Origin of the sequence: Nonomuraea sp. NPDC050540 (genome assembly GCF_044457485.1) — a bacterium.
Taxonomy (GTDB): Bacteria; Actinomycetota; Actinomycetes; order Streptosporangiales; family Streptosporangiaceae; genus Nonomuraea.
The window spans coordinates 1-4,435 of record NZ_JBITHA010000043.1 but is presented as its reverse complement, the minus strand read 5'-3'; the positions used below and the strand labels follow the sequence as shown (position 1 = coordinate 4,435).

Below are 4,435 nucleotides of genomic sequence, written 5' to 3'. Positions count from 1 at the left end.
CGACACCCTCAACTGCCGCAGCAACCTCGCCGGCGCCTACCAGACGGTGGGGGACCTGGATCGGGCCATCCCCCTCTACGAGCAGATCCTCCAGCCCCGACCGCCCTTTCGAGACAGTGCTGCCGATCTCGGAACAAGGTGAGCGTTTACGCTCACACCGGCTGACCATCGCTATCGCCCCGGCCGCCATGCAGGAGATGGGGCTACCTGCATGGTGAAGGTCGTTAACGGGACAGGGCGTAGGCCTCCGGGATGTGGTTCTGTCCGGGGACGAATGGCGCTTTCGATCTGTTGTGACACAGGCACGTCATGTGATCTTGGCTGAGGTCCCATGATGGCCGGTATGCGCAGGCGTGTACGCCTCTGGGCGGGAAGTGTGACGGCGGTGGTGGCGGCCCTCGGTGTGGCCATCTATCTGGCCCGGGTCGGCTGGGAGGAGGCCGGTAACCCGGCTGGCATGGTCGGCTTGTTCGTCATCGTGGTCGGCTTGGCCGTGGCGGGGCAGGCGCTGGCTGCCGGTCCTGCCCAAGGCCAAGGCGCTGGGCAGAGGCGGCAGCGCATCGCGGGTGAGGATGCTGCCGGTCCGGCGTCGATCGTGGTGGAGGGCGGCAACACGGGCATCGCGTCGAGCGGCGACGGGGCACGCAACGTGCAGCAGCAGGCGCGAGCCTCCGAGCAGACCGTCATCACCCAGGTCGCGGGTGATCAGACGGTGCATCAGTACGTGATGCCGGACACGGCGGTGCGGCCGGTTGCCGAGGTGGTCGCGCCGCCGGGGCTGGTGAATTTGCCCCGGCACACCCGCACCTTCGTGGGGCGCGGCGACGAGCTGACCCGGCTGGAAGCGGTACTGCGGGGCGGTGGTGGGGTGGTGGTGGCCGCGGTGCACGGTCTGGGTGGGGTGGGCAAGTCCACCCTGGCCGCGCACTACGCGCTGGCCCAGGCAGGGGACGGAGCTGGAGGGCGAAATCCGGTGTGGTGGATCACCGCCGATGGGCCTGGCGCGGTGGAGGCTGGGCTGGCCGCTTTGGCGGTGGCGTTGCAGCCGGAGCTCACCTCGGCGTCGCCGTTGGAGGCGCTGGCCGAGCGGGCCAGGGCGTGGCTGGCCGCTCACCAGGGGTGGCTGCTGGTGCTCGACAACGTCGTCGACCCCGCCGATGTGCGGCCGCTGCTGGAGCGGCCGCTGGCCGGGCAGGTGCTGGTGACCAGCCGGTTGGGTGAGGGGTGGCATCGGCTGGATGCCCGGCTGCTGCGCCTGGATGTGCTGGGCGAGCGGGAGGCGATCGACCTGCTGACCCGGATCGCCACCCAAGAGCTCCCCCATGCCGGGCTCGACGCCGCAGTCGTGCCCGAGGGCTGGGAGGGGGCGGACGAGTTGGTGCGCGAGCTGGGCTATCTGCCGCTGGCGATCGAGCAGGCGGGCGCATACCTGCACCAGAGCCGGCTGTCCCCGGTCGCCTACCTCGAGCTGCTCAGAGCGCAGCCGGCAGTGATGTACGACCGGGTGGCCCGCGGCGCCGACGGCGAACGGACCATCGCCCGCATATGGCGGCTCACCCTCGACCGGCTGGCCGACACGCCCATGGTCGGGTCGCTGCTGCGTGTCCTGGCCTGGTACGGCGCTGAGCCGATCCCCCGCACCCTGCTAGACGGCCTAGAAGATGGGAAGGGGGAGGCGGAGGTGCTGCATGCCCTCAGCGAACTGGCCGCTTACTCCATGATCGCTCTTGACCAGGACAACATCACTGTTCATCGCCTCGTGCAAGCCGTCGCACGCACCCCCGACTCGGCTGACCCCCACCGCCAGGCCGATGACATCGGCACCGCCTGTGAGGTGTCTTCCCTCCTGCTCAACATCGCCCTGCCTGAAGAGCCGCGCGACCCTGCAGGCTGGCCTGCCTGGCGGGCACTGCTGCCGCACATCACCGCCCTGACTAACCACGCACCCGCTGGCCCTGACACTGCCACCACTGCGCGGCTACTCAACCAGACCGGCGCCTTCCTCGAAGATCAGGGCGCCATCAGCCGAGCCGTCGCCTGCTTCGGACGGGCACACACGTCGTTCGGACGGGTGCTCGGCGTCGACCACCCTTCCACCCTGGCCTCTCGCAACAATCTCGCCTACGCCTACCGGGCGTCGGGGGATTGGGGGCGGGCCATCCCGCTGTTGGAGGCGACGCTCGCCGATTACGAGCGGGTGCTCGGCGTCGACCACCCCGACACCTTGACCTCTCGCAACAATCTCGCCTACGCCTACCGGGCGTCGGGGGATCGGGGGCGGGCCATCCCGCTGTTGGAGGCCACTCTTGCCGATCGTGAGCGGGTGCTCGGCGTCGACCACCCCGACACCTTGACCTCTCGCAACAATCTCGCCAGCGCCTATCAGGCGTCGGGGGATCGGGGGCGGGCCATCCCGCTGTTGGAGGCGACGCTCGCCGACTGCGTGCGGGTGCTCGGCGTCGACCACCCCGACACCTTGACCTCTCGCAACAATCTCGCCTACGCCTACCGGGCGTCGGGGGATTGGGGGCGGGCCATCCCGCTGTTGGAGGCGACGCTCGCCGATTACGAGCGGGTGCTCGGCGTCGACCACCCTTCCACCCTGGCCTCCCGCAACAATCTCGCCTACGCCTATCAGGCGTCGGGGGATTGGGGGCGGGCCATCCCGCTGTTGGAGGCGACGCTCGCCGACTGCGTGCGGGTGCTCGGCGTCGACCACCCTTCCACCCTGGCCTCCCGCAACAACCTGGCCAGCGCCTATCAGGCGTCGGGGGATTGGGGGCGGGCCATCCCGCTGTTGGAGGCGACGCTCGCCGACTACGAGCGGGTGCTCGGCGTCGACCACCCCGACACCTTGAACTCCCGCAACAACCTGGCCGTCGGCCATGAGTCGGCGGGGGATCTGGGGCGGGCCCTCCCCCTGTTCGAGACCACTCTCGCCAACTACGAGCGGGTGCTCGGCGTCGACCACCCCGACACCTTGACCTCTCGCAACAACCTGGCCAGCGCCTATCAGGCGTCGGGGGATTTGGGGCGGGCCCTCCCCCTGTTCGAGACCACTCTCGCCAACTACGAGCGGGTGCTCGGCGCCGACCACCCCGACACCTTGACCTCTCGCAACAACCTGGCCAGCGCCTATCAGGCGTCGGGGGATTTGGGGCGGGCCCTCCCCCTGTTCGAGACCACTCTCGCCAACTACGAGCGGGTGCTCGGCGCCGACCACCCCGACACCTTGACCTCTCGCAACAATCTCGCCTACGCCTACCGGGCGGCGGGGGATTTGGGGCGGGCCATTCCCCTGTATAAGGAGACCCTCGCCGACCGCGAGCGGGTGCTCGGCGCCGACCACCCTTCCACCCTGGCCTCTCGCAATAATCTCGCCTACGTCTACCGGGCGGCGGGGGATTTGGGGCGGGCCATTCCCCTGTATAAGGAGACCCTCGCCGACCGCGAGCGGGTGCTCGGTCCCGACCACAGGTTGACGAAGGTGGTGCAGCGCAATCTGTCGGCACTCGAGTGACGCCATGGGCATGAGGTTCGATCTTTCTATCGTGCTGGACCTTCGTTGGAGGCGAGTTGGTGGGCGGGGCTGCTTGCGCGTAGGTCGCGTAGGTCGGGGATGTGGTTGTACAGCGTGCCCGCTGAGACGCCGAGCAGTTTGGCGATCGAGGTGATCGAGTTGTCCGGGTTGGGCAGCATGTCCCGGGCCGCGCGCAGCAGTTCGGGGGTGATGACGGTGGGGCGGCCGCCGACGCGGCCGCGCGCTTTGGCTGCGGCCAGGCCTTCGCGGGTACCGGCGACGATGAGTTCGCGGATGAACTCGGCCAGGGCGGCGAAGACGTGGAAGACGAGCCGGCCACCGGGGGTGGTGGTGTCGAGGTTCTCGTGCAGGGAGGTGAAGCCGATCTCCCGGCGGCGCAGCTCGCCGACCATGGTGATGAGGTCGTGCAGGGAGCGGCCGTAGCGGTCCAGGGAGGGCACGACGAGGGTGTCGCCTTCGGTCAGGAAGGTGTGGCAGGCCTCCAGTTCGGGTCGCTCGGCGTTCTTGCCGGATTTCTTGTCGGCGAAGACCTTGCGGCAGCCGGCCGCGGTGAGGGCGTCGAGTTGGCGGTCGAGGCTCTGGCCGCGGGTGGAGACGCGGGCGTAGCCGATGCGGATCTCGCTGCGGTGGGCGGGGAAGGCGGCCAGCGGGTCGGCGGGTGGGTGCGGGGCGTCGGTCACGCCCGAGATTCTCTCAACAAAGGGCGTTCGGAGGTTGTTGAAACGCTGGGGTTGTTGAAGGAGTTTTTGAAGGCTTTTCGAGGCTCTGATCGACCGGTTTCAAGATCTACAAAAAACGATGACGGTCTCAAAGGGTCAGCGCATCACCGCTGGTCAGAAGGCCAGAATAGACCTCAGATGGTGACCGATAGCCCAGGATGCGCCGTGGACGGTC

At 68.8% G+C, this 4,435-nt stretch carries 2 protein-coding genes; one reads left to right on the top strand and one right to left on the bottom strand.

What is annotated here, in order from left to right; translation table 11 throughout:
* Window positions 1-343 precede the first annotated feature (343 nt).
* A complete protein-coding gene (locus ACIBI5_RS54005; protein WP_397259582.1) occupies window positions 344-3,520 on the top strand; it encodes a tetratricopeptide repeat protein in 3,177 nt (1,058 codons plus the stop codon).
* A 26-nt stretch (window positions 3,521-3,546) separates the two neighbouring features.
* Here the strand turns inward: ACIBI5_RS54005 and ACIBI5_RS54000 are convergent, their stop codons facing one another.
* Complete coding sequence (locus ACIBI5_RS54000) at window positions 3,547-4,221, bottom strand: recombinase family protein (RefSeq protein ID WP_397259580.1); 675 nt, start codon at window positions 4,219-4,221, stop codon at window positions 3,547-3,549.
* Between the last annotated feature and the right edge of the window lie 214 nt (window positions 4,222-4,435).

What these genes read in the sequence shown, in the direction of transcription:
- ACIBI5_RS54005 (WP_397259582.1), top strand. Translation starts at nt 344, where the DNA reads ATGCGCAGGCGTGTACGCCTCTGGGCGGGAAGTGTGACGGCGGTGGTG.